This window comes from Krasilnikoviella flava, from assembly GCF_900167525.1.
GTDB classification, from domain to species: Bacteria; Actinomycetota; Actinomycetes; order Actinomycetales; family Cellulomonadaceae; genus Isoptericola; species Isoptericola flavus.
Genome location: NZ_FUZQ01000001.1, coordinates 693,445 through 717,460 on the forward strand (window position 1 = coordinate 693,445; position 24,016 = coordinate 717,460).

The following is a 24,016-nucleotide window of genomic DNA, read 5'->3' on the forward strand; positions in this document are numbered from 1 at the left end:
CGCTCACCCGGCGAGCATCTCGCGGTACGCCGGGGTCGTGTAGCCCGGCGTGAAGGTGCTGCCCGCGAGCAGTGCGCCGAGCCGCGCGGCCTCGTCGGCGACGGCGGCCTCCCCGTCGGCACCGACGTCCTCCAGCAGCCGCCACGCGACGTCGCCGTCGGGCCGCACGACCCACAGTCCGACGACCCGGCCCTGCCACCAGACCGTCGCGCCCGCGTTGCCCGCGCTGTCGAAGAGCTGCGGCCGGTGCGGGCCGAGGTACCAGTCGCGGGCGGTCCAGCCCATCGTCGTGGGGTCCAGCGTGGGCAGCAGGGCGGCGTGGCCGGCGACGACGTCGTCCAGCGCGGGGTCGAGGTCCACGTCCAGATCGGTGGAGCGCAGCATGACACCGTCCGCGACGACGGCGTCCCCGCCCGGCGGGCCGGCCTCGACCTCCACCTCGCGCACGTCGAGGGCGGCGACCGCCCGCCGCGCCTGTCCGAGGTTCCAGCCGGTCCACCACTTCAGGTCCGCCACGGTGGCGGGCCCGAAGGCCTCCAGCCATGCGCGGGCGAGCTCGGTACGCGCGGCGTCCTCGTCCAGTGCCGGGATCCCGTCGGGGAACCAGTCGGTCATCGGGGACCACACGTGCCGCGGGGACGACCACGCCCCGCGCGGCTCGCCCCGCACGACGGCGCCCTCGGCGGAGAGCACGGACAGCAGCGGGGACGTCATGGTGCGGCGCACGTCCCACGCCTTGTCGGTGGTGGGCAGGAACGCGGTGCGCAGCAGGGGCGCCGCGCGCGACAGCTGCGCGCCGTCGAGCGGGCCGTGCTCCACGAGGGCGGCGTGCACCTGCTCCTGCGCCGCGGCGAGCAGGGACTCCGGATCGGCGACGGGCGGGTCGGTGGGCAGCGTCGCGAGCTCTTTGAGCAGCCGCGTCCGCAGCCGCCGCGCCACGTCCGTCGACGCCGCCGCGTGCACCACAGGCACCATGTCGCGCGGGACCACGAACATCGTGCGCCGCATCCCCAGCACCTTGACGAGGCTGCGCCGCTCGAAGAGCGCGTCCCGCACGTCGTCGAGCCCGAGGCCCGGCGCCCGTGCGAGGACCGCGAGGTGCACGCTCGGAGCGTCCGTCGCGTGCAGGGCCACCAGCCGCCGGGTCACCTCCTCCGGCGTCGTCGCGGCGGGCTCGCGCGGACCGTCGACCCCGAGCGCGAGCTGTCGTACGACCAGGCGCTGCCGGCGCTGCTCCCCCGTGATCCGCACCCCGTCATCATGGTCCGGGCCACCCACACGTGCGCCCGGCGCGGCCGCCAGGACCGTCCGAGGTCCTTCCCAGGCAACGCTCAGAACCCGGTCGCACACTGAGTTCATGAGCGCACCCGAGGCACGTCTCGTCGTCGTGGACGACGAGCCCAACATCCGCGAGCTGCTGTCGACGTCCCTGCGTTTCGCCGGGTTCGAGGTGCACGCCGCCGGTGACGGGAACGGGGCGCTGCAGCTCGTCCGCGACGTCGAGCCAGACCTGGTCGTGCTCGACGTGATGCTGCCCGACATGGACGGCTTCACGGTGACCCGCCGCATGCGCTCCACCGGCCGGCACACCCCCGTGCTGTTCCTCACCGCCCGCGACGACACGCAGGACAAGGTGCAGGGGCTCACCGTCGGCGGGGACGACTACGTCACCAAGCCGTTCAGCCTGGAGGAGGTCGTGGCCCGCATCCGCGCGGTGCTGCGCCGCACCCACGCGGGCGAGCCCGAGGACGACGCCGTCCTGCGCGTCGGCGACCTGGAGCTCGACGAGGACTCGCACGAGGTGCGCCGCGCCGACGTCGAGATCGACCTCTCCCCCACCGAGTTCAAGCTGCTCCGCTACCTCATGCTCAATGCCGGCCGCGTGCTGTCCAAGGCGCAGATCCTCGACCACGTGTGGCAGTACGACTGGGGCGGCGACGCCAACATCGTCGAGTCGTACATCTCCTACCTGCGCCGCAAGATCGACAACCTCACCGTCACCGGGCCCGACGGCAAGGACGTCGAGCTGCCGCCGCTGATCCACACCAAGCGCGGCGTGGGCTACCTGCTGCGCGCCCCCCAGGCGCCGCGATGACGACGCCCGCGCCCGGCGCCCCGGGGACCACGGCCGACCCGACGAACGCGGGCACCACGACGGCGGACGGCCGGGCGCTGCCCGCCGACCCGCGGTCCGCCCCGGCGGCTCCCGTCGGGGACACGGACGACCCGTCCCCGCGCTGGTCATGGATGGAGCGGCTGCCCCTGCGCACGCGGCTCGTCACCATCACCGTGCTCGTGCTCGCGGCGGGGCTGATCCTCGCGGCGGTCGTGACACGCACCGTCGTCTCGGGGTACCTCGTCGAGCAGACGGACGACCAGCTCCGCCAGTCGGCGAAGAGCGTCGCCGAGCTCGCCGTGACGCAGCCCGAGGCCGCGCCTCGGTTCCCGAGCGAGTACTACGTCGTCACCCACGACGCCGACGGGAACGTCGACGGGAAGCCCTACGCCTGGTCGCACAACGTCGAGAAGTACGGGACCCCCGATCTTCCCTCCGAGAGCCTCTCCGAGGTCGCCGCGCGCAAGGCCGTGCCGTTCACGGTCGCGTCCTCCGGCGGGTCCGACCCGGCGCAGTGGCGCGCCGTCGGCTTCGTCAGCCCTTCCACGCAACAGTCGGCGTACGTCGCCCTGCCCCTCGCGGGCGTCCAGCAGACGGTCGCGTACCTCACGCGCTCCCTGCTGTTCTCCGCGCTCGCCATCGTCATCGTGGGCGGTGCGATCTCCTTCCTCCTCGTGCACCGCTCGCTGCGGCCGCTGCGCCGCATCGAGGCGACGGCGGCGAAGATCGCCGACGGCGACCTCTCGCAGCGCGTCCCGGAGCGCCCGACGTCGACCGAGGTGGGCTCGCTGTCGGCGTCGCTGAACACGATGCTGGCGCAGATCGAGCGCGCGTTCTCCGCCCAGGAGGAGTCGGAGCGCCGCATGCGCCGGTTCGTCTCCGACGCGAGCCACGAGCTGCGCACGCCCCTGGCGACGGTCAAGGGCTACGGCGAGCTGTACCGGATGGGCGCCCTGGACACGCCCGACAAGGTCGACGACACCATGGGGCGCATCGAGGACTCCGCACGGCGCATGAGCACGCTGGTCAACGACCTGCTGGTGCTCGCCCGCCTCGACGAGGGCCGGCCGATGCGCCACGAGCGGGTCGACGTGGCGGCGATGGCGCGCGACGCGGCGCAGGACCTGCACGCCCTGGACCCGACGCGGGAGGTCGCCGTGACCGGGCTCGCCCCGGGGGCGCCCGCGCCGGCCGCCGTGCCCGTCACGGGTGACCTCGACCGCCTGCGCCAGGTGCTCACCAACCTCGTGGGGAACGTGGCGCGCCACACACCCACGGGCTCGCCGGCGGAGGTGGCGGTGGGCCAGTCACCCGACGGCAGCGCCGTCGTGGAGGTGCGCGACCACGGCGCGGGCATCACGCCGGAGCAGGCGGAGCGCGTGTTCGAGCGGTTCTACCGCGCCGACTCGTCGCGGAACCGCGAGTCCGGGGGGTCCGGCCTGGGCATGGCGATCGTCGCGGCGATCGTCGGCGCGCACCAGGGACACGTGTCGGTGAGCGAGACGCCGGGCGGCGGCATGACGGTGCGTGTCCTTCTGCCGGCGGCGGACCGCTACGATGGCGCGTCGTCCTCCTCTGCCTGACCGGCCCGCCCGCACGCGACGGACCGCCAGGCGCACCCTGCCCGCGGCGCGATGTCGCAGCGCGGTCGTAGTCTGACGAGGAGGACAGTCCGAGTCCGACGACCGAAGGTCTGATTGCGATGGGCGTCATGAGCGCCGACGCGCCCCAGTGGTTCCTCTCCGCGTTCGTCCGCACCTGCCACGGTGCGGGCGCCACCGCCGACGTGGAGCAGATCCGGTCCGTCGGGGAGGACCTCATCGACCGCTGGTCCGCCCCCGAGCGGCACTTCCACAACCTGCGCCACCTCGCCGACGTCCTGCACCGCGTGGACGAGCTGTCCCAGGAGACCCACGAGCCCGACCTGGTGCGCCTCGCGGCGTGGTACCACGGCGCCGTCTTCGACGCGACGCGCAAGGTCGCCCAGGCGAACCAGGGCGGCGAGCAGACCACGGTGAGCGCGAACCTGGCGCGCACCCAGCTGACCGAGCTCGGCGTGCCCGCCTCCGCGGTGGAGCGCACGGCGCGGCTGGTCGACTCGATCGACCGGCACAAGCCGCTGCCGGACGACGTCGACTCGGCGGTGCTCAACGACGCGGACCTGGCCATGCTGGCGGCGGAGCCGCAGCGCTACAAGGAGTACATGGCGAATGTCCGGGCCGAGTACTCGCACATCCCGCTGACCGACTACCTCGACGCCCGTATCCGCGTGCTGAAGAAGCTGCAGCAGCGTTCCTCCCTGTACTTCAGCCCCATGGGCGCGGCCTGGGAGGAGGCGGCGCGACAGAACCTCGACGGTGAGCTGCACCGTCTGGCGAAGGAGCGCCGGCTGCTCGAGGAGAAGCCCGCCTCCTGACGTCTCCTCGGGCCCCGTTCTCCACAACCTGTGGACGACGGTGCCCGCGGTTCCCGCACGCTCCGTAGCGTCGTCCACGGCAACCCCGCAGGGGGACACGGCGACGAAGGAGGACACGTGCGGTACGAGGTCGACAGCGAGCGTGTCGCGCAGGCGAGCGCGGCGGTGAACGGTTCCGTGGCGGCGATCCGCTCCGAGGTGGGCGCGATGATGCGGCACCTGCAGGATCTGCAGTCCAGCTGGCACGGCGGCGCGGCGACGCAGTTCGCGGGCGTGATGGGCCAGTGGCAGGCCACACAGGTCCAGGTCGAGGCGGCGCTCGACGCCGTGACGGCGGCCCTGTCGTCGGCGTCGCGCACCTACGCGGACGCCGAGGCGCAGGCCACGCGGCTCTTCGCCACCCGCTGACCGGACGCACGACGGCGGCCGGCCACCCCTCGCAGGGTGACCGGCCGCCGTCGTGCGTCAGCTCATGGCTGCAGCGAACCTCTGGATCAGAAGTCCATGCCGCCCATGCCACCGTCGCCGGCGGGCGCGGCCGCGGCCGGCTCCGGCTTGTCGGCCACGACGGCCTCGGTGGTGAGGAACAGCGCGGCGATCGACGCGGCGTTCTGCAGCGCGGAGCGCGTGACCTTGACCGGGTCGTTGACGCCCGCGGCGAGCAGGTCCTCGTACACGCCGGTCGCGGCGTTGAGGCCCTGGCCGGCCGGGAGATCCTTGACCTTCTCCGCCACGACGCCGCCCTCGAGGCCGGCGTTGATCGCGATCTGCTTCAGCGGGGCGGAGACCGACGCGGCGACGATCTGCGCGCCGATGGCCTCGTCGCCCTCGAGCTCGAGCTTCGGGAACGCGACGGCACCGGCCTGGATGAGGGCCACGCCACCACCGGCGACGATGCCCTCCTCGACCGCGGCCTTGGCGTTGCGGACGGCGTCCTCGATGCGGTGCTTGCGCTCCTTGAGCTCCACCTCGGTGGCCGCACCGGCCTTGATGACGGCGACGCCGCCGGCCAGCTTGGCGAGGCGCTCCTGCAGCTTCTCGCGGTCGTAGTCGGAGTCCGACTTCTCGATCTCGCTGCGGATCTGGTTGACGCGGCCCGAGATGAGCTCGGCGTCGCCGGAGCCCTCGACGATGGTGGTCTCGTCCTTGGTCACGACGACCTTGCGGGCCTGGCCGAGCAGGTCGAGGGTCGCGTTCTCGAGCTTGAGGCCCACCGTCTCGGTGATGACCTGGCCGCCGGTGAGGATCGCGATGTCCTGCAGCATGGCCTTGCGGCGGTCGCCGAAGCCCGGGGCCTTGACGGCGACGGACTTGAAGGTGCCGCGGATCTTGTTGAGCACCAGGGTCGCCAGGGCCTCGCCCTCGACGTCCTCGGCGATGATCAGCAGCGAGCGACCCGACTTCATGACCTGGTCGAGGACCGGCAGCATGTCCTTGACGTTCGAGATCTTCGACTCGACGATGAGGACGTACGGGTCCTCGAGGACGGCCTCCTGGCGCTCCGCGTCCGTCTCGAAGTAGCGGGCGAGGAAGCCCTTGTCGAAACGCATGCCCTCGGTGAGCTCGAGCTCGAGGCCGAAGGTGTTCGACTCCTCGACCGTGATGACGCCCTCCTTGCCCACCTTGTCGAGGGCCTCGGCGATGAGCTCGCCGATCGCGGGGTCGCCGGCGGAGATCGCGGCGGTGGCGGCGATCTGCTCCTTGGTCTCGATGTCGACGGCGGCGTTGAGCAGCTGCTCGGTGACCGCCTCGACGGCCTTCTCGATGCCGCGCTTGACGGCGATCGGGTTGGCGCCGGCGGCGACGACCCGCAGGCCCTCCTTGACGAGCGCCTGGGCGAGCACGGTGGCGGTGGTGGTGCCGTCACCCGCGACGTCGTCCGTCTTCTTGGCGACCTCCTTGACGAGCTCCGCGCCGATCTTCTCGTACGGGTCGTCGAGCTCGATCTCCTTGGCGATGGAGACACCGTCGTTGGTGATCGTGGGGGCGCCCCACTTCTTGTCCAGGACGACGTTGCGACCCTTGGGGCCGAGCGTGACCTTGACGGTGTCGGCGAGCTGGTTGAGCCCGCGCTCCATGCTCCGACGAGCAACCTCGTCGAACGCGATGATCTTGGCCATGGGGACTGATCCTCCGCTGGTGGCTGAGTTGGCCGGCCGGCGCCCGCGACGGACGACCCACCCCGCGGCGTTCAGGTCACGCACGCGCGGAGGGTCTCACCGAACGACCCGAATGCTTCACCCGCGGCCCGCGAGAACGCCCGTCCCGGGGGGACGGCTGTCACTCGCAGGTCGAGAGTGCTAAGCCATTATTGGCACTCTCGGGTGGCGAGTGCAAGACGTTCGCCGAGGGCGTGCAACCCTCCCGGCACGACGAAGGCCGGCACCCCCGACGCGTCCGTGCGTCCTGGCGTGCCGGCCTTCGTGGTCGACGAGGAGGTCAGAGGGGTCGGACCTGCTCGGCCTGCGGCCCCTTCTGCCCCTGCCCGACCTCGAACTCGACACCCTGACCCTCGTCCAGGGTGCGGTACCCGTCGCTCTGGATGGCGCTGTAGTGGACGAACAGGTCCTGCCCGCCCGCGGTCGGGGTGATGAACCCGTACCCCTTCTCCCCGTTGAACCACTTGACGGTGCCCTGGGCCATGTACCTCTCCTTGTGCCGCTCGGCCGCGGGGCAGGCACCCCGCGGTGAACGGGAGCCTAGTAGCGGCGGGCGCGCCGGGGGAAGCACCGATGTCCGGAATGTCGGCATCCGGGATGAGGCCGCCGGCCCGCAACTCGGGGTCAGCCGACGGGCGTCTTGAGCACCACCCACACGGCCTGCTCGCTGGCCGTGACGTCGTCGGACTCCTGCACGTTCGCCGGGTCGACGCCGAGCGCCTCCGCGACGGCGCTGGCCGTGTCGGCGCGGTCCGCGCCGTACAGGACGGTCGTCTCCTCGTAGGCGCCCTGCAGCGTGTCCGGGGCGTCCGTGGCTGCGACGTCGACGAACCCGCCGTCGCTCGTGAGGACGCCCTGGCCGGCCGCGGCCTGCCCCGAACCCGCACCGTCGTTGTAGACGACGACCGACGCCTCGAGGTTCGCGGCCGACGCGTCGCCCGGGAGCTCCGTCGCCGCGTCGGACGCGTCGTCGCTGGGCTCGTCGTCGGCGGGCGCCTCGCTGGCCTCGCCGTCGGCGGGCGGCTCCTCCGCGTCGGCGGAGGCGGACGCCTCCGGCTCCTCGGTGCCGGCGCCCGCGGACTGCTCCGCCGCGGGCGGGGTGGCGGGGTCGCCGTCGTCGGACAGGAAGGAGACGATGCCGACCGCGAGGCCGCCGCACACGACGACGATCAGCAGGAACGGCCACACCGAGCTCCACCCGCTGCGCGGCTCACGATGCACACCGACCGGCGTGCCCTCGGGCCCGCGGACGTCGAACTCGTCGGGCGGGTAGGAGTAATGGCTCTTGCTCACGGCGGACAGGGTAGCCGTTCCAGGTGTCCGCCCGTCCAGGCCGTTCCCGCAAGCCCATGGCCTGCCGGTCCGCCCAGGTCACGGGCGCGTCGTCAGCCCTGGCCGTCGGAGAGGCGCCGCGCCGAGCGGGCCCGCTGGCGTGTGGAGCGCATCCGCCGCAGCCGCTTCACGAGCATCGGGTCGTGCGCCAGGGCGGCCGGCGAGTCGATGAGGGCGTTCAGCACCTGGTAGTAGCGGGTCGCGGAGAGGCCGAACAGCTCGCGTACCGCTTGCTCCTTCGCCCCGGCATACTTCCACCACTGCCGCTCGAAGGCGAGGATCTCGCGGTCACGGTCGGAGAGGTCGCCCTCGGCCGACGCCGCAGCCTGCTCGGCCGCCGTCGTGCCCGTCGCCTCCGGGTCCGGTTGGACCTCCTGGACCAGGATCTCGCTCATGGCGTCCCAGTATGGCGCGTTCGCGCGCCGTGCCCGACGACGTCGCCCCGCGCGCCGCGATCCCGCGACCTGTCAGAGCCACCTGGGGGTATAGCAGGTCCTGGCTCTGACAACTCTCGCACCCTGGAACCTGTCAGAGTCACGTGGCCCTCTACCCCCACGCGACTCTGACAACTCGCGGACGGGGTGCGCTAGCGTCGCGGCGTGGACACCCCGACGACGAGCAGCCCCGGCGCGACGACGCAGGAGCGGCCGCCCCTCGACCAGGTCATGGCGTCCGACTGGGCGGCGGCGCTGGTCCACGTCGAGCCGCAGATCCACGCGATGGGCGACTTCCTGCGCGACGAGGTCGCGGCCGGCCGCACCTACCTGCCGGAGGGGCCGAACATCTTCGCCGCGTTCTCCCGGCCGCTCGCCGACGTGCGCGTGCTCGTCGTCGGGCAGGACCCCTACCCCACGCCCGGGCACCCGATGGGGCTGTCGTTCTCGGTGCAGCCGCAGGTGCGCCCCGTGCCCAGGTCGCTGGTGAACATCTACACCGAGCTCGCGGAGGACGTCGGCGCGCCGACGCCGTCGAACGGCGACCTGCGCCCCTGGGCCGACCAGGGCGTCATGCTGCTCAACCGCGTGCTGACCGTGCGGCCGGGGACCCCGGCGTCGCACCGCGGCAAGGGCTGGGAGCAGGTCACCGAGGCCGCGATCAAGGCGCTCGTGGCGCGCGGCGGCCCGCTCGTCGCCATCCTCTGGGGCCGCGACGCGGCATCGCTCAAGCCGTGGCTGGGCGACGTCCCGAGCGTCGAGAGCGCCCACCCGAGCCCGCTGTCCGCGTACCGCGGCTTCTTCGGCTCTCGCCCGTTCTCGCGTGTCAACGCCCTCCTCGAGGCGCAGGGCGGCGCCCCCGTGGACTGGCGCCTGCCCTGACGCCGGGCCCGACGCGCGCCGTCCCCGGACAGGCCAGGCGTCGTCGTCCCGAGCGCCCATCGCAGGACGAGGAGCACAATGGCGGACGTGACCACGCAGGACTCCACCCCGGCCCCTGACGGCACGACCCCCGACGCGACGCCCCCCACCTGGGCGCGGTACGTCGCGATCGGCGACTCGTTCTCGGAGGGGCTGTGGGACCCCTACCCGCTCGACGACGGCTCACCGGCCCCCGGCGGCACCGAGTCGGCGGCGAAGCAGCGCGGCTGGGCGGACCGCCTCGCCGACGCGCTCTCGGCACGCCGCACGGCGGCCGGCGCGGCGCCGCTCGAGTACGCGAACCTCGCGATCCGCGGCCGGCTGCTGCACCACATCCTCGACGAGCAGGTCGACGTCGCGCTCGCGGCGTCCCCCGACCTGGTCTCGTTCGTGGGCGGCGGCAACGACATCCTGCGGCCCCAGGCCGACATCGACGTGCTCTCCGCGCAGCTCGAGGAGGGTGTGTCGAAGATCCGCGCGACCGGAGCCGACGTGCTGCTCGGCACCGGCTTCAAGGCCGGCGCCGGCCTGAGCTGGACCCGCGGGCGGGTCGGCCAGTACAACGCGAACCTCTGGTCCATCGCGCGCCGGCACGGCGCCCACGTGCTGGACCTGTGGGGCCTCAACCCCCTCTTCGACCTGCGCATGTGGTCCGACGACCGCATCCATCTGACCCCCGAGGGCCACCGGCGCGTCGCCGACGCAGCGCTCGTCGGCCTCGGGCTGGAGCCCGACGACACCGACTTCGCTGTCCCGCTCGACCCGCTGCCGCCGCTGGCCTTCGTGGAGCGCGCCCGCAGGAACACCCAGTGGGCCCGCACGCACGTGGTCCCGTGGGTGCAGCGGCGCATCAAGCACACGTCCAGCGGCGACGGCCGCGAGCCCAAGTGGGGCAAGCCCACGGCCTGGCCGCGGGGCTGAGTGGAGCCGCCTGTCGGATTCGAACCGACGACCTTCCGTTTACAAGACGGGAGCTCTACCAGCTGAGCTAAGGCGGCGGGAGCGCGGCACAGCCTACCGGGACGGGCAGGCCGTGCCGCGCGACGGTCAGCTGCCGGCAGCCGCGGTGACGGCCTCGCCGAGGGCCCCCTGGGTGCCCCAGCCGTCGAAACGCGTGCCGTCCACGACGACGGTCGGCGTGCCGAACGACTTCGACTGCGGGTTCTGGAGCGCCTCGTCCGCGGTCGCCGCGTTCGTGGCGGAGAAGACGTACTGGCCGAAGGTCTCACGGGCCGTGCCGTCCTCGATGGCCGACGCCACCTCGGCGGGTGCGCCCGCCTCCTCGGCGTACGACGCGAGCTGCTCGTCCGTCAGCCCCTCGGAGTTCTCCGCCGGCTGGTTGGTGAAGAGCGCCGCGTGGAACGCGGGGAACGCCTCGGGCGCCTTGTCGGCGACGTACGCCGCGGCCGCGCCCGAGCGCGTCGAGTACTCGGTGCCGGCCGACAGGCGGTCGAGGATCGAGACGGGGTGGTAGACGACGGTCGCGTCGCCGGCGGCGACCATCGTGTCGATGTCGGCGGCGTTGGTCTGCTCGAACTGGCCGCACACGGGGCACATGTAGTCGAGGTACACGTCGATGACGGGCGCACCGGCGTTCTCGGTCCCGGCCGCACCGTCGGCGCCGACGGGGATGCCGCCGTTCTCCTGCGCCGTCGAGGGCATCGTCACGTCCGCCAGGGGGACGTCGTCGACGTTCTTCTTCGCGCCCTGCTGCAGGATCATCCACACGACGACGCCGAGGGCGACCAGCGCGACCGCCAGCACCGACAGGGTGATGATCCGGTTGCGCTTGTCGCGCGCCTGCTCCTTCTCGCGCAGGGCGAGCGCCTCCGCACGCGCCGCGTCACGGCGCTGCGCCTTGGACATGTTCGGGTTGTTCGTCGGCATCGTGTCCTCGAGGTCTTCGGGAGGGCGGGACGGCGCGTCGGCGCCGGACGAGGCGAAGCCTACCCAAGCCACCTGGGAGTTCGTCGGGCTGGGCGTCGGGTACCGACGGGCGCGACCGGCCGCCGCGCCCTCAGAGGATCTGGGGCGGCCCGCTGGTCGGCCACCACTCGATCGTGGGCTCGGTGAGCACGGGAGCGACGAGGATCACCGTCAGCACCAGGCAGAGGACCACGACGACGGCGGCGCCGATGCGGCCGGGCGCGATCTTCCCCAGGACGATGCGGCCGCCCTCGCGCGCAGAACCGCCGGCCGGCCCGAACCAGGTGGCCAGCAGCGCGACGATCATCACACCGGCCAGCACGCCGTTGAACACGATGTCCTCGTTCATCCCGCCCTGGGAGCGTGCCTCCAGGTCTCCCCGGGGCAGCAGGATGAGGTGCCCGGCGCCGAACAACCACCAGCCGGCCAGCAGCGTCAGCAGCCCGGCGCACGCTCCGACCAGGACCGCGGGGATCGACCCGAGGACGCCCAGGAACGCGTGCCAGGGGAACAGCAGCGTGCCGACCAGCCCGTCGGAGCGGCGGACGCCCTTGTGCTCGCGGCGGGTGTGCAGCCGGTCGCCCGACGTCGCGACCGTGCGGCACACGAGGACGAGCGCCACGAGCACGCCGAACCCGATGAGCGGCCGGGTGGCCGCGAGGGCCACGAGCGGCAGCGCGACGGCGACGGCGGTCCCGGTGCGGCGCGGGTGCACGGGCCGCACATACGGCCCGGGGGGCTCCGGCGGCAGCTCCTCGACCAGCTCGTCGTAGCCCTTGTAGCGGACGTCGCCGACGGGGATGGCGCGGGTCGCGCCGTCCTGCGCCTGCAGCCGGTCGCGCTCGAGCGCCGTCATCGTCTGCGTGGGGTCGTCGGGGTCGGCGGGTCCGGTCGGCACACCCGGGGCGACCGACGGGGCGGTCCCCGCCGGAGCGACGGGGGGCGGGGGCGGCGGCGAGCCGGGGGCGACGGGGACGGCGCCGGTCGGCGCGTACGACGCCGGCACGGCGGCCGCCACGACCTGCGTGGGCAGCCCCACCCGCTGGGTCTCGGCGGCCTGCGACTCCGCGGACTGCGCGATCCGCTGGGTGGCGTCAGGCCCGGCCCACGGGTCGGGGGCGCCGCCCAGGGCGTCGTCGAGGTCCCGGCGCAGGGCGGTCGCCACCTCGGTGGGCCCCCAGCGGAGCGCCGGGTCGGCCTGCAGCGCGCCCGCGAGCGCCCGCGCGGTGCGGGCCGGCACGCCGTGGAGGTCGGGCCGACCCTCCCGCGAGCGGCGCAGCACGAGCTCGGTGGGCCGGACGCCGAAGGGCGAGCGGCCGGTCGCGGCGAACGAGAGCAGGGCGGCCCAGCTCCACCAGTCGGTCTCCGCGCCGGGGGCGCCGCCGTCGAGCAGCTCCGGCGCGATGTAGCCGGGCGTGCCCATGACGAACCCCGCCGACGTGGTCCGGGCGTCGCCCGGCCCCTGCGCGATGCCGAAGTCGATGAGCACCGGCCCCTGGGCGGTGATCATCACGTTGGAGGGCTTGAGGTCGCGGTGCACGACGCCCGCGTCGTGCACCGCCTCGAGGGCGGCGGCGAGCTGGTCGGCGAGGGAGAAGACGTCGGCGGCGTCGAGCGCGCCGCGCTCGTCCACTTCCTCCTCGAGGGTGACGCCGTCCACCAGCTCCGTCACGACGAACGCGTACGGGCCCTCGAGCTCGGCGTCGAGCACCTGCGCGACGGCGGGGTGCCGCAGCCGTTGGAGTGCCGCGGCCTCGCGCCGCAGCCGCTCCCGGCCGGCGGGTTCCGCGTCGACGTGCGCGTGCAGCACCTTGAGCGCGACCCGGCCGCCGCCGCCGTCGACCGCCTCATAGACGGCGCCCATCGCGCCGCTCCCGAGCGGCCGGACCACGGTGTACCCGCCGACCTCCGCGCCCTCGGCAAGGCCGCCGTCGCGCACGGTCCGGCCCGCGCGCGCCACGCGACCCTCCTGCGCTGCGCCGTCCTCGTGCCCTGCACCGTCGTCGTGGGCTGCGCCGTCGCGCGCGGCCGACGGCGGGCCCGGTACCGGGGTCCGCCCCGGGACCTGCATCGCGTCGACCTCGCCCATGGGGCACACCGTAGTCGTCCAGGACTCCCCCGGCGCGCCGTGCCGCGCGGGTCCGGGACAGGTCACGGACGGGTCGCGAGCAGGGTCCAGGTCAGGTTCGGGTGGACGACGAACGGGTGACGTCCGCCCCCGCCGGGGCGAGGCTGATGCCGCGTCGGTACCCTGTCCGGGGAGGACGTTGTCCTACGGAGTCCTGCAGAACTCGTGGAGAGAGGTCCCTTGACAGGCAAAGGTTCGTCAAGCAGCCACCGCCGGAAGGGCGACGGGTACGACCTGGTCGTCGTCGCCAACCGGCTCCCCGTCGACTTCACGGTCGACGACGACGGCGGGGTGGACTGGCACCGGTCCCCCGGCGGGCTCGTCACCGCCCTCGAGCCGGTGATGCGCGAGGCGGACGGCGCATGGGTCGGCTGGTCCGGCGCCCCCGAGCTCGAGCACGAGCCGTTCGAGGCCGACGGGATGCTCCTGGTGCCGGTCACCCTGAGCCAGAGCGACATCGAGCGGTACTACGAGGGGTTCTCCAACGACACCCTCTGGCCCCTGTACCACGACGTCATCTCGCCCCCGACGTACCACCGGCAGTGGTGGGACGCGTATCGCCGGGTCAACCGCCGGTTCGCCGAGGCCGCGGCCGCGCAGGCGGCCGAGAACGCCGTCGTGTGGGTGCACGACTATCAGCTCCAGCTGGTCCCGAAGATGCTCCGCGAGCTGCGGCCCGACCTGCGGATCGGGTTCTTCGACCACATCCCGTTCCCCGCGGTGGAGCTGTTCCAGCAGCTGCCGTGGCGCACGCAGATCGTCGAGGGCCTGCTGGGCGCCGACCTCATCGGCTTCCAGCGCGGCGGCGACGCCTCGAACTTCGTGCGCTCCGTGCGCCGGCTCACCAAGCACACCACCCGCGGGCCCATCATCACGGTCGCGGAGGACGACGGTCGACCCGCGCGGCACGTGCGCGCCGCGGCGTTCCCCATCTCGATCGACTCCCACCACTTCGACGCGCTCGCGCGTCGGCCCGAGGTGCAGGCCCGCGCCAAGGAGATCCGCACCGACCTGGGCGACCCGAAGATCATGATGCTGGGCGTCGACCGCCTCGACTACACCAAGGGCATCCGGCACCGCATCAAGGCGTACGGCGAGCTGCTGCAGGACGGCCGGCTCGACGTCGAGCACTGCACGCTGGTGCAGGTCGCGAGCCCGAGCCGCGAGAACGTCGGGGCGTACCAGAGCCTGCGCGAGCACGTCGAGGGGCTCGTGGGCCGCATCAACGGCGAGTACGGCGAGCTCGGGCACTCGGCGATCCACTACCTGCACCACTCCTACCCGCCCGACGAGATGGCCGCCCTGTACCTCGCGGCCGACGTCATGCTCGTGACCTCGCTGCGCGACGGCATGAACCTCGTCGCGAAGGAGTACATCGCGGCACGGTCGGACGAGCAGGGGGTGCTGGTGCTCAGCGAGTTCACCGGCGCCGCCGACGAGCTCGCGCCCGGGCCGCTGCTGGTCAACCCCCACGACATCGACGGGATGAAGGACGCCATCGTCGTCGCGGCCAACCTGCCCCCGCGCGAGCAGCGGCGCCGCATGCGCCGGCTGCGCCGCAAGGTGATGGCCGACGACGTCGCGAAGTGGTCCGAGACGTTCCTCGGCGTGCTCACCGCCATGCCGCCCCGCTCGAGCCACGGGTGAGCGGGGCACAGGTGAGCGACGCGGAACCGGCGGTGCCGCCGTCGGCGCTGGCCGCGGCGCTCCGCTTCGCCGGCCGGCCGGACCACGTGCCGGCCCGCTGCGCGCGGCTCGTGGCGCTCGACTTCGACGGGACGCTCGCGCCGCTGGTCGACGACCCGTCCGCCTCGACGATGACGCCGGCGGCGCGGGCGGCCGTCGACCGGCTCGCCTCGCTCGCGGCCCGGCCTGCGCCGCCGGACGGCGACGAGCTGCGGCTCGCGCTCGTGTCCGGCCGCAACCTCACCGACCTGGCCGCCCGGTCCGGGGCGCCTGCCGGCACCTACCTGGTCGGGAGCCACGGCGCGGAGACCGGCCGGGTCACGGTGCACGGCGTGGATGCCGTGCCGCTGCGCCTCACGGACGCGCAGGTCGACGCCCTGGAGCGGCTGCGCGAGGGCCTCCAGGACGCCGTGGACGGCCGTCGCGGCGCGTGGGTGCAGGACAAGCCCAGCGCTGCCGTCCTGCACACGCGTCTCTGCGGCGCGGACGACGCGCGCGCCGCCGCGGCCGACGCCGACGCGGTGGCCGCGCGGCTCGGGCTGCATGCCATGCACGGCAAGGACGTCGTCGAGATCGCGGTCGTGGCCACGTCCAAGGGGATCGCGGTCGAGCGGCTGCGCGAGGAGCTGGAGGAGGGCGACGACCGCCTCCGGGCGCTCGTCCTGTACGCCGGCGACGACACCACCGACGAGGCCGCGTTCGAGGTGCTCGGGCCGGACGACCTGGGCGTCAAGGTGGGCCCCGGGTCCACGCTCGCGACCGAGCGCGTGGCCGATGCGGACGCGCTCGCGGACCTCCTGGAACGGCTCGCGGACGCCCTCGACGGCTGAGCTCCCGGCCCCTCCGGGGCCCTGACCAGCCGTGTGTCAGAACTCACGTCACGGGCATGTACGATCGACCCGGCACACCGAGCCAGGCCTCCGGCCCAGCCCCCGGTGCGCGCGACAACAGAATGTGTCACCGCCGACACGCCAGTCGTGAGAGCGCAACGGCACCTACCCACAACGGATCGTCCGGCACGTACCTGCCGGTGGAGAGGGAAGCAACCATGGCAACGGTCACTTTCGACCACGCGACGCGCGTCTACCCGGGCACCGAGCGCCCGGCTGTCGACCAGCTCAACCTGCACGTCGAGGACGGCGAGTTCCTCGTTCTCGTCGGCCCCTCGGGCTGCGGCAAGTCCACCTCGCTGCGCATGCTCGCCGGCCTGGAGGACGTCAACGGCGGCAGCATCCTCATCGGCGACCGCGACGTCACTGACGTCCAGCCGAAGGACCGCGACATCGCGATGGTGTTCCAGAACTACGCGCTGTACCCGCACATGTCGGTGGCGGACAACATGGGCTTCGCCCTGAAGATCGCGGGCAAGCCGAAGGCCGAGATCCGCGAGCGTGTCGAGGAGGCTGCCAAGATCCTCGACCTCACCGAGTACCTCGACCGCAAGCCGAAGGCGCTCTCCGGTGGTCAGCGTCAGCGTGTCGCCATGGGCCGCGCCATCGTGCGCCAGCCGCAGGTGTTCCTCATGGACGAGCCGCTGTCGAACCTCGACGCCAAGCTCCGCGTCCAGACCCGTACGCAGATCGCGTCGCTCCAGCGCCGCCTCGGCGTCACGACGGTCTACGTGACGCACGACCAGACCGAGGCCCTCACCATGGGCGACCGCATCGCGGTGCTCAAGGGCGGTCTGCTGCAGCAGGTCGGCACCCCGCGCGAGATGTACGACACCCCGGCCAACGTCTTCGTCGCGGGCTTCATCGGCTCGCCGGCGATGAACATCGCCACCTTCAAGGTGGACGACGGCGTGGCGCACGTCGGCGCCGCGCGCGTGCCGCTCGAGCGCTCGGTCGTCGAGCAGCTCACCGACGCCGACGGCGGCAAGATCACGATCGGGTTCCGCCCCGAGGCTCTCGACGTCGTGCCCCAGGGCACCGAGAACTCGATGCCGGTCGCGGTGAACCTGGTCGAGGAGCTCGGCTCGGACGCGTTCGTCTACGGCACGCTGGTCGGCCCCGCCGCCGAGGAGGCCGAGGTCCGCTCGGGCGCCGGCGACAACCAGGTCATCGTGCGCATCGACCCGCGGAACGTCCCCATGAAGGGCGACACGATCTCCGTGACGATCAAGCCGGGCCAGTCGCACGTGTTCTCGGCCGCGACGGGCAACCGCCTGAGCTGAGTCACCGCAACGCCCGAGGGGCGGGTCCGGCTGCTGCCGGGCCCGCCCCTCGTCGCGTAACCTGGCGCACCGGGCCCCTGCCCTCTCCCTCGAGACCTGGAGCGACGTGGAACAGCTGCAGATCACCTCGGCGGCGCCGGACTCCGCGCTGCTCGACCTGCCGTGGCGCACCCCCTTGGCCGACTGGCCGGCGGACGTGCTCGCCGCGCTCCCGCGCGGCATCTCGCGCCACGTCGTGCGGTTCGTGCGTCTCGACGGGCGGGTGCTCGCGATCAAGGAGATCAGCGAGGCCGTCGCGTTCCGCGAGTACGACCTGCTGCGCCAGCTGCGCAAGCTCGAGATCCCGGCCGTGCGGCCGGTGGGCGTCGTGACGGGTCGCCTGGACGACGACGGCGAGCCGCTCGAGGCGGCGCTCGTCACCGAGCACCTCGCGTTCTCGCTGCCCTACCGCGCGGTCTTCAGCCAGGCCCTGCGCCCCGACACGGCGGCCCGCCTCATCGACGCGCTCGCCGTCCTGCTGGTCCGCCTGCACCTGGTCGGCTTCTACTGGGGCGACGTCTCGCTCTCGAACACCCTGTTCCGGCGCGACGCGCACCAGTTCGCGGCCTACCTGGTGGACGCCGAGACCGGCGACCTGCACCGCGAGCTGTCCCGCGGGCAGCGCGAGTACGACGTCGACCTGGCCCGCACCAACATCATCGGCGAGCTCATGGACCTCGCGGCGGGCGAGCTGCTCGACGAGGACGTGGACGAGCTGGCGATCGGCGACGCCCTCGTCTCCCGGTACGCGGAGCTGTGGGAGGCCCTCACGGGGGTCGAGTCGTTCGGCTCCGACGAGCGCTGGCGGGTCGCGGCGCGCATCGACCGGCTCAACGACCTGGGCTTCGACGTCGGCGAGCTGTCGATCACCACCGACATCGACGGCACCACGGTGCGCATCCAGCCGCAGGTGGTCGACGCCGGCCACCACTCGCGGCGCCTGTTCCGCCTCACCGGGCTCGACGTGCAGGACAACCAGGCCCGTCGCCTGCTCAACGACCTCGACTCCTACGTGGCCGCGACGGACCGCCAGGAGGACGACCCGCAGATGGTCGCGCACGACTGGTCGCAGAACATCTTCCAGCCCACCATCCGCGCCGTCCCCCGCGACCTGCGCCGCAAGCTCGAGCCGGCGCAGCTGTTCCACGAGATCCTCGACCACCGCTGGTTCATCTCCGAGCAGGCAGGACGTGACGTCCCGATGCCCGAGGCGACGGCGTCCTACGTCGAGCACGTGCTGCGGCACCGCCCGGACGAGAAGGCCATCCTCGGCGCCCCGCCCGGTGAGCAGGACCTCGACGCCGACGTCGACGCCGGGCCCGACTCCGCCCCGGAGGACGACCACTTCCACCTGTCGACCTGACGGCCACGCCGCTGGTCGAGCCCGTCGAGACCGGCACGCGGTCTCGTCAGGCCCGACCGACCGGGCGGACTACTCGGCAGCGGCGCGGGCCTGGGCCACCTCGTACAGAGTGATCCCCGCGGCGACGCCGGCGTTGAGCGACTCGACGTCGGACGAGATGGGGATGGACGCCACGGCGTCACAGGTCTCGCGGACGAGTCGGGAGAGCCCGTGCCCCTCGGAGCCGACGACGAGGACCAGCGGGTCGGTGGCGAAGGCCAGGTCGCGCACGGCGGTGTCGCCGCCGGCGTCGAGGCCGACGACGAACGCCCCGGACTTCTTGAGGTCGGTGAGCGCGCGAGCCAGGTTCGTCACCTTGGCCACCGGCACGCGGGCGGCCGCCCCCGCGGAGACCTTCCACGCCGAGGCGGTGACGCCCGCGGAGCGGCGCGACGGCACCATGACGCCGTGCGCGCCGAACGCGCCGGCGGAGCGGAGCACGGCACCCAGGTTCCGGGGGTCGGTCACGCCGTCGAGCGCGACGATCAGCGGGGCCTGCCCGGCCGCCGCGGCGGCGTCGAGCAGGTCCTCGACGTCGGCGTAGTCGTACGGCGGCACCTGCGCGGCGACACCCTGGTGCACGGAGCCCTCGGTGAGGTGGTCGAGCTCCGTGCGGCTCACCTCGAGCAGCTGCACGCTGCGCGCGGAGGCGAGCTCGAGGATCTCGCGGGTGCGGTCGTCGTGGTCGACGCGGGCGGCGAGGTGCACGGCCGTGACGGGGACGTCGTTGCGCAGCGCCTCGAGCACGGCGTTGCGACCTGCGACGACCTCGGCGCCGCCGGTGGGACGCCGGGTACCGCGCACGACCCCCTTGCTGGCACCCTTCTGCGCCTGCACGGTCTCGCGCTTCTCGGCCGCCACCTTGCGCTTGTACGCCGGGTGGTAGGTGCGGTCCTCGGCCTTCGGCGTCGGCCCCTTGCCCTCGAGGCCCTTGCGGCTGTGGCCGCCGGTGCCGACCTGCGCGCCCTTCTTGCTGCCGGCCTTGCGAACGGCGCCGGGGCGCCGGGTGTTGCCTGCCATGGTGTCTCTTCTCTCAGCGTCGGTCGAGCCTGTCGAGACCTGCTTCCGACAGGCTCAACCGGCGGTGTCAGTCGGTCAGCGTCCAGCGGGCGCCGTCGGCGGAGTCCTGCACGACGACGCCGGCCGCCGCGAGGCGGTCGCGGATGGCGTCGCTGGTGGCCCAGTTCTTCTCCGCCCGCGCGGCGACGCGGGCGTCGAGCTCCGCGGCGACGAGCGACTCCAGGGCGGTGCGTGCCTTCGAGTCGTCGGCGCCGGCGGCCCACCGGGGGTCGAGCGGGTCGAGGCCCAGGACGTCGAGCATGCCGCGCAGGGCGACGAGCTCCGCCCGCGCCGCGGCGTCGTCGCGCGACGCGAGGGCGCTGTTGCCGGCACGCAGGTGCTCGTGCACGACCGCGAGCGCGGCGGGCACGTTGAGGTCGTCGTCCATGGACTCGACGAACGCCGCCGGCAGCTCGGCCTTCGCGACCTCGTCCGCGGGGACGCCGCCGACGCGCTCGGTGGCGCGCTCCACGAAGCCGGTCAGGCGCTCCCAGGTGGTGCGGGCCTCGTCGAGGGTGTCGGGAGACCATTCGAGCATCGACCGGTACTGCACGGCGGCCAGCGCGTAGCGGATCACGGGCGCGGGCGCCTGGGCGAGCAGCTCGGAGACGAGGAGCCCGTTGCCGAGCGACTTGCTCATCTTGACGCCCTGCTGGGTGACCCAGGCGCAGTGCATCCAGCGCTGCGCGAAGCCGTACCCGGCCGCGCGCGACTGCGCCTGCTCGTTCTCGTGGTGCGGGAACCGGAGGTCCAGGCCGCCGCCGTGGATGTCGAAGACGTCGCCCAGGTAGCGGCGGGCCATGGCGGAGCACTCGAGGTGCCAGCCGGGGCGGCCGCGTCCGAAGGGCGTGTCCCACGAGGCCGTCTCCGGCTCGCCCGGCTTCGGCGCCTTCCACAGTGCGAAGTCGTGCGGGTCGTGCTTGGCGGCGGCCGCGACGTCGCCGTCGGCCGGCTCCGGGTTCAGGTCCTCCAGGCGCTGCCGTGTCAGCTCGCCGTAGGCGGGCCACGACCGCACGTCGAACCAGACGTCGCCGGGGCTGGTGGCGTAGGCGTGGCCGCGGTCCACGAGCCGCTGCATGAGCTCCGCCATGTCGGGCACGTGGCCGGTGGCCCGCGGCTCGTAGGTCGGCGGCAGGACGCCGAGGGCGTCGTAGGCCCGGGTGAACTGCCGCTCGTGGGTGGCCGCGTGGGCCCACCACTCGACGCCCGCCGCGGCGGCCTTGGCGAGGATCTTGTCCTCGATGTCGGTGACGTTGCGGATCAGCGTGACCCGCAGGCCCGAGCGCTCCAGCCAACGGCGCAGCACGTCGAACGCGATGACGGGCCGCAGGTGGCCGATGTGGGGCGAGGCCTGCACCGTGGCGCCACACAGGTAGATGCCGACCTCGCCCGGGGTCACGGGGACGAAGTCGCGCACGTCGCGCGTCGCGGTGTCGTACAGGCGCAGGCTCACCGGACCAGCGTACCGGCCGGCCCCTCAGCCGAAGGTGCGCCCCTCGCCGCGGTACGTGGGGACGGACTCGACGATCTCGTCGCCGCGCACCAGGTGGACCACGTCGAACCGCTCCATGAGCTCGCCCGCCTTGGCGTGCCGTAGCCACACCCGGTCCCCGACGCCGAGGGGCGGCGCGCCGCGGCGGCGCCGCAGCGGCGTCATGACCTCCCCCGCGCCCTCCGTGCCGGTGAGCGACCAGCCGGGTGTCGCGACCCGCGGCAGCCGCGAGCGCCCCGCGGGGCCGGACGCCACGTACCCGCCGCCGAAGGCCGTCGCCCAGCCCGGCGCGGGGACGCGCGCCACGTCGAGCCCGAAGAACGCCGCGGGCCGCGGGTCGAAGGAGCGGTACCCGTCGAACAGGCCGGGGACGAACAGCCCGGAGCCCGCCGTGACCTCGGTGACGGCGGGGCCGGCCGACGACGTCTCGAGCGAGCCCGTCCCGCCGGAGTTCACCAGCTCCACGCCGTGCCCGACGACGGCTCGCACGGCCTCGACGACCTCGGCACGGCGGCGGTCCAGCTCGGCCACCGACAGCCGCTTGACGATCCGGACCGCGGGGTTGGTGTCGGGCAGGCCGGCGACCTGCGCCTCGTAGAACATCAGGCCGCGCAGCCGCGCACCGGGCTGGGCCTCGACCCGGCGGGCGAGGGCCGCGGCGCGGTCCGGGGTGCGCAGCGGCGAGCGCCGGGTGCCCAGGTGCACGTGCAGCGGCCCTGCCTCGAGCCGCAACGACGCGTCGACGTCCAGGCAGACGGCGACGTCGGGCAGGTCTGCCGTGCCGGCGGACCGCAGGGCGCCGTCCAGGAGCGCGAGCTGGGCGACGTCGTCGACCATGAGGGTGACCTCGCGCCGTGCGCCGGCGTCCGCGGCGAGCCGGGCGAGGGCGTCGCGGTCCACCGTGGGGTAGCCGACGAGGACGTCACGCACCCCCTCCTGCACGAGCCACAGCGCCTCGGCGAGGGAGAAGGCCATGACCCCCTGGAACCCGGCGTCGAGCGCGCGGCCGACCAGCGAGCGCACGCGGACCGACTTGCTCGCCACCCGGACCGGCACGTCGCGGGCCCGGCGGCGCAGGTCGGCCGCGTTGGCGTCGAAGGCGTCGAGATCGACCACGGCCACGGGCGCCGGCAGGTGCGCGGTGGCGCCGGCCAGCCGCTCCGTCAGGGTCATGACCGCACGCTACACCGGCGCGACCACCCCCGGTCCGGCCCGCGGGCCGCCGCCCCGCCCGGGCCCACGAGGTCCGTCCGGAGGGGGATCCCCGCAGGTGGCCGTGCGTGGCAGAGTGTGCCGCGTGACCCCGAGCACCGTCGCCCGCACACCGGCCCCCGCCACCCCCGACGCCCCGCTGCGCACCTGGGGCGGCACGCACTCCTGGCAGCCCGCGCGCCGCGTCGCGCCGCGCGACGAGGGCGAGCTCGGCGTCGTCGTCGCCGATGCCGCCGCCGAGGGCCTTACCGTGCGCGCGATGGGCGCCGGCCACTCGTTCACCGGCGCGGCCGTCACCGACGGCGTCCACCTGAGCCTGGACCACCTGAGCGGGATCGAGGCCGTCGCGCCGCAGCCCGACGGCAGCTCGCTCGTCACGGTGCGCGCCGGCACCCGGCTGCACGACCTCAACCGGCTGCTCGCCGCGCTGGGCCTCGCGATGCGGAACCTGGGCGACATCGACCGCCAGTCGGTCGCGGGCGCGATCTCCACCGGTACGCACGGCACCGGCGCGCGCCTGGGCGGGCTCCCGACGCAGGTCCGCGGCGTCCGGGTGGTCGCGGCCGACGGCGCCGTCCGGTCCGCGTCGGACGCCGCGGCGCCGGGCAGCCCCGACCGCGAGCTGTTCGAGCTCGCCCGCCTCGGCCTCGGCGCCGCGGGCGTGCTGTCGGCCGTGACCCTCGAGGTGGTGCCGGCGTTCTGGCTGCGGGCCCAGGAGGAGCCGTGGCCGCTGGACCGGGTGCTCGAGGAGCTCGACGAGTACGTCGACGGCAACGACCACGCGGAGTTCTACTGGTTCCCCGGCACCCGCCGGGCCCTGACCAAGCGCAACAACCGGGCGACCGTGGACGAGATCGAGGCGTGGGCCGCCGCCCGCGCCGGCGGTCTCGGCGCCGTGCGCACCGCCGGCGCTCGTGCCCGCGCCCTCCTGGACGAGGAGGTGCTGTCCAACGGCGCCTTCGAGGTGGTGAACCGGCTGGCGTTCGCTGCCCCGGGCCTGGTGCCGCGGCTCAACGCCGTCAGCGCGCGGGCGCTCGGCGCCAAGACGTACGTGGCACCGTCGGCCGACGTGTTCGTCACCCGCCGCCGGGTGCGCTTCGTCGAGATGGAGTACGCCCTGCCGCGCGCCGCGCTGCGCGGCGTCCTCGACGAGCTCGACGCCTGGCTGCGCGCGTCCGGCGAGCCCGTCCCGTTCCCGGTCGAGGTGCGCTTCGCCGCGGCCGACGACGTCTGGCTCTCCACGGCCCGTGGCCGCGAGACCGCCTACGTGGCGGTGCACCAGTACGCGCCGATGCCGCACCAGCGCTACTTCAGCGCCGCCGAGCAGATCTTCGTCGCGGCCGGCGGGCGGCCCCACTGGGGCAAGATGCACACCCGCACGGCCGAGGGCCTCGCCGCCCACTACCCGCTCGACGACGTCGCCCGGGTGCGCGCCGACGTCGACCCCGGCAGCGTCTTCCGCAACGCCTATACCGACACCGTCCTCGGTGTCGCCGCCGGCTGAGCCGCCGGGACGGCACC

General features: G+C 73.8%; 21 protein-coding genes and 1 tRNA gene. 11 read left to right on the forward strand and 11 right to left on the reverse strand.

The features are described 5' to 3' along the window. Nucleotides 1–3 precede the first annotated feature (3 nt). Nucleotides 4–1,251, reverse strand: coding sequence for a winged helix DNA-binding domain-containing protein (locus B5Y66_RS02905; protein ID WP_079570693.1), 1,248 nt, complete (start codon nucleotides 1,249–1,251; stop codon nucleotides 4–6). Nucleotides 1,252–1,357: 106 nt separating this feature from the next. Here B5Y66_RS02905 and B5Y66_RS02910 point away from each other — a divergent pair, with 106 nt between their 5' ends. The 4 genes from B5Y66_RS02910 (at nucleotide 1,358) to B5Y66_RS02925 (ending at nucleotide 4,940) form a co-directional block, all read left to right on the forward strand. Continuing rightward, nucleotides 1,358–2,095, forward strand: a complete 738-nt coding sequence (locus B5Y66_RS02910) for a response regulator transcription factor (protein ID WP_079570696.1) — start codon at nucleotides 1,358–1,360, stop codon at nucleotides 2,093–2,095. Further along, complete coding sequence (locus B5Y66_RS02915; RefSeq protein WP_079570699.1) at nucleotides 2,092–3,699, forward strand: sensor histidine kinase; 1,608 nt, start codon at nucleotides 2,092–2,094, stop codon at nucleotides 3,697–3,699. The genes B5Y66_RS02910 and B5Y66_RS02915 overlap by 4 nt, the downstream gene beginning before the upstream one ends. A 128-nt stretch (nucleotides 3,700–3,827) precedes the next feature. Continuing rightward, nucleotides 3,828–4,532: an HD domain-containing protein gene (locus B5Y66_RS02920; RefSeq protein ID WP_245806885.1), complete on the forward strand. Its 705-nt coding sequence runs from the start codon at nucleotides 3,828–3,830 to the stop codon at nucleotides 4,530–4,532. A 117-nt stretch (nucleotides 4,533–4,649) separates the two neighbouring features. Further along, nucleotides 4,650–4,940 carry a WXG100 family type VII secretion target gene (locus B5Y66_RS02925; RefSeq protein ID WP_079570705.1) on the forward strand — a complete coding sequence of 97 codons (291 nt, stop codon included), beginning with the start codon at nucleotides 4,650–4,652 and terminating at the stop codon, nucleotides 4,938–4,940. A gap of 86 nt (nucleotides 4,941–5,026) precedes the next feature. Here B5Y66_RS02925 and groL read toward each other — a convergent pair whose 3' ends face one another. From groL to B5Y66_RS02945, 4 genes are all read right to left on the reverse strand, one after another. After that, entirely contained in the window at nucleotides 5,027–6,652 is a 1,626-nt protein-coding gene (gene groL, locus B5Y66_RS02930; RefSeq protein ID WP_079570711.1) for a chaperonin GroEL, read from the reverse strand. Nucleotides 6,653–6,971: 319 nt separating this feature from the next. After that, nucleotides 6,972–7,175 (reverse strand): cold-shock protein, encoded by a 204-nt coding sequence (locus B5Y66_RS02935; protein WP_079570713.1) that lies wholly within the window; start codon nucleotides 7,173–7,175, stop codon nucleotides 6,972–6,974. Nucleotides 7,176–7,315: 140 nt separating this feature from the next. Next, nucleotides 7,316–7,984 carry a LytR C-terminal domain-containing protein gene (locus B5Y66_RS02940; RefSeq protein WP_139820685.1) on the reverse strand — a complete coding sequence of 223 codons (669 nt, stop codon included), beginning with the start codon at nucleotides 7,982–7,984 and terminating at the stop codon, nucleotides 7,316–7,318. 92 nt (nucleotides 7,985–8,076) lie between these two features. Further along, nucleotides 8,077–8,418 carry a DUF3263 domain-containing protein gene (locus B5Y66_RS02945; RefSeq protein ID WP_079570720.1) on the reverse strand — a complete coding sequence of 114 codons (342 nt, stop codon included), beginning with the start codon at nucleotides 8,416–8,418 and terminating at the stop codon, nucleotides 8,077–8,079. Nucleotides 8,419–8,688: 270 nt separating this feature from the next. Between B5Y66_RS02945 and B5Y66_RS02950 the strand changes: the two genes are divergently transcribed. Together B5Y66_RS02950 and B5Y66_RS02955 are read left to right on the forward strand one after the other, a co-directional pair. Next, nucleotides 8,689–9,339 carry a uracil-DNA glycosylase gene (locus B5Y66_RS02950; RefSeq protein WP_079571735.1) on the forward strand — a complete coding sequence of 217 codons (651 nt, stop codon included), beginning with the start codon at nucleotides 8,689–8,691 and terminating at the stop codon, nucleotides 9,337–9,339. A 78-nt stretch (nucleotides 9,340–9,417) separates the two neighbouring features. Continuing rightward, nucleotides 9,418–10,299: an SGNH/GDSL hydrolase family protein gene (locus B5Y66_RS02955; protein WP_079570723.1), complete on the forward strand. Its 882-nt coding sequence runs from the start codon at nucleotides 9,418–9,420 to the stop codon at nucleotides 10,297–10,299. 1 nt (nucleotide 10,300) lies between these two features. Here B5Y66_RS02955 and B5Y66_RS02960 read toward each other — a convergent pair. From B5Y66_RS02960 to B5Y66_RS02970, 3 genes are all read right to left on the reverse strand, one after another. Then, nucleotides 10,301–10,376 (reverse strand) — tRNA-Thr (locus tag B5Y66_RS02960). 49 nt (nucleotides 10,377–10,425) lie between these two features. Next, a complete protein-coding gene (locus B5Y66_RS02965) occupies nucleotides 10,426–11,337 on the reverse strand; it encodes a DsbA family protein (protein ID WP_245806886.1) in 912 nt (303 codons plus the stop codon). Nucleotides 11,338–11,395: 58 nt separating this feature from the next. Beyond that, on the reverse strand, nucleotides 11,396–13,393 hold the full coding sequence (locus B5Y66_RS02970; RefSeq protein WP_245806887.1) for a serine/threonine-protein kinase: 1,998 nt from the start codon (nucleotides 13,391–13,393) through the stop codon (nucleotides 11,396–11,398). A gap of 219 nt (nucleotides 13,394–13,612) precedes the next feature. Here B5Y66_RS02970 and B5Y66_RS02975 point away from each other — a divergent pair, with 219 nt between their 5' ends. The 4 genes from B5Y66_RS02975 to B5Y66_RS02990 all read left to right on the forward strand — a co-directional run bounded on the left by B5Y66_RS02975 (nucleotide 13,613) and on the right by B5Y66_RS02990 (nucleotide 18,693). Further along, on the forward strand, nucleotides 13,613–15,079 hold the full coding sequence (locus B5Y66_RS02975) for an alpha,alpha-trehalose-phosphate synthase (UDP-forming) (RefSeq protein ID WP_176168759.1): 1,467 nt from the start codon (nucleotides 13,613–13,615) through the stop codon (nucleotides 15,077–15,079). 11 nt (nucleotides 15,080–15,090) lie between these two features. Beyond that, entirely contained in the window at nucleotides 15,091–15,948 is an 858-nt protein-coding gene (gene otsB, locus B5Y66_RS02980; protein ID WP_079571740.1) for a trehalose-phosphatase, read from the forward strand. A gap of 218 nt (nucleotides 15,949–16,166) precedes the next feature. Further along, entirely contained in the window at nucleotides 16,167–17,291 is a 1,125-nt protein-coding gene (locus B5Y66_RS02985; protein WP_079570731.1) for an ABC transporter ATP-binding protein, read from the forward strand. A 106-nt stretch (nucleotides 17,292–17,397) separates the two neighbouring features. Continuing rightward, the gene (locus B5Y66_RS02990) at nucleotides 17,398–18,693 is read left to right on the forward strand and encodes a DUF4032 domain-containing protein (RefSeq protein ID WP_079570734.1); all 1,296 of its coding nucleotides are present in this window, start codon (nucleotides 17,398–17,400) and stop codon (nucleotides 18,691–18,693) included. 69 nt (nucleotides 18,694–18,762) lie between these two features. Here B5Y66_RS02990 and rlmB read toward each other — a convergent pair whose 3' ends face one another. The 3 genes from rlmB to B5Y66_RS03005 form a co-directional block, all read right to left on the reverse strand. Next, nucleotides 18,763–19,752, reverse strand: coding sequence for a 23S rRNA (guanosine(2251)-2'-O)-methyltransferase RlmB (rlmB, locus tag B5Y66_RS02995; protein WP_079570737.1), 990 nt, complete (start codon nucleotides 19,750–19,752; stop codon nucleotides 18,763–18,765). Between the two features lie 67 nt (nucleotides 19,753–19,819). Next, nucleotides 19,820–21,244, reverse strand: a complete 1,425-nt coding sequence (gene cysS / locus B5Y66_RS03000) for a cysteine--tRNA ligase (RefSeq protein WP_079570740.1) — start codon at nucleotides 21,242–21,244, stop codon at nucleotides 19,820–19,822. 24 nt (nucleotides 21,245–21,268) lie between these two features. Next, on the reverse strand, nucleotides 21,269–22,456 hold the full coding sequence (locus B5Y66_RS03005; RefSeq protein ID WP_079570743.1) for an alanine racemase: 1,188 nt from the start codon (nucleotides 22,454–22,456) through the stop codon (nucleotides 21,269–21,271). 124 nt (nucleotides 22,457–22,580) lie between these two features. Here B5Y66_RS03005 and B5Y66_RS03010 point away from each other — a divergent pair, with 124 nt between their 5' ends. Continuing rightward, nucleotides 22,581–23,999: a D-arabinono-1,4-lactone oxidase gene (locus tag B5Y66_RS03010; RefSeq protein WP_245806888.1), complete on the forward strand. Its 1,419-nt coding sequence runs from the start codon at nucleotides 22,581–22,583 to the stop codon at nucleotides 23,997–23,999. Nucleotides 24,000–24,016: the final 17 nt, after the last annotated feature.